Here is a 278-nt window from a genome sequence, read left to right on the forward strand (position 1 = left end):
TTTTCAGCTTGTGACGGAAAAATTAGCGGAAACGAAAGATTTTGCGCTGAGGCGAGGCGGCAGGCCGGAGGAAAGGAAGGAGCATACACGAGTATGTGACTGACTTTACGAGGGCGGCCAACGCGGCATCAGTGAAAAAGATTCGTTTCGTGCACAAAGAATTTGCCTGGCGGCAACAGCGCGGTGGTCCCACCTGACCCCATGCCGAACTCAGAAGTGAAACGCCGTAGCGCCGATGGTAGTGTGGGGCCTCCCCATGCGAGAGTAGGGAACTGCCA

1 rRNA gene is annotated in these 278 nt (G+C 55.8%); it reads left to right on the top strand.

The window, feature by feature from the left end:
* Positions 1–165: 165 nt before the first annotated feature.
* Positions 166–278, top strand: a 5S ribosomal RNA gene (gene rrf, locus F3J36_RS24055); the annotation flags it as partial.

It is taken from the genome of Pantoea sp. Cy-640 (assembly GCF_011752635.1).
Taxonomy (GTDB): Bacteria; Pseudomonadota; Gammaproteobacteria; order Enterobacterales; family Enterobacteriaceae; genus Pantoea; species Pantoea dispersa.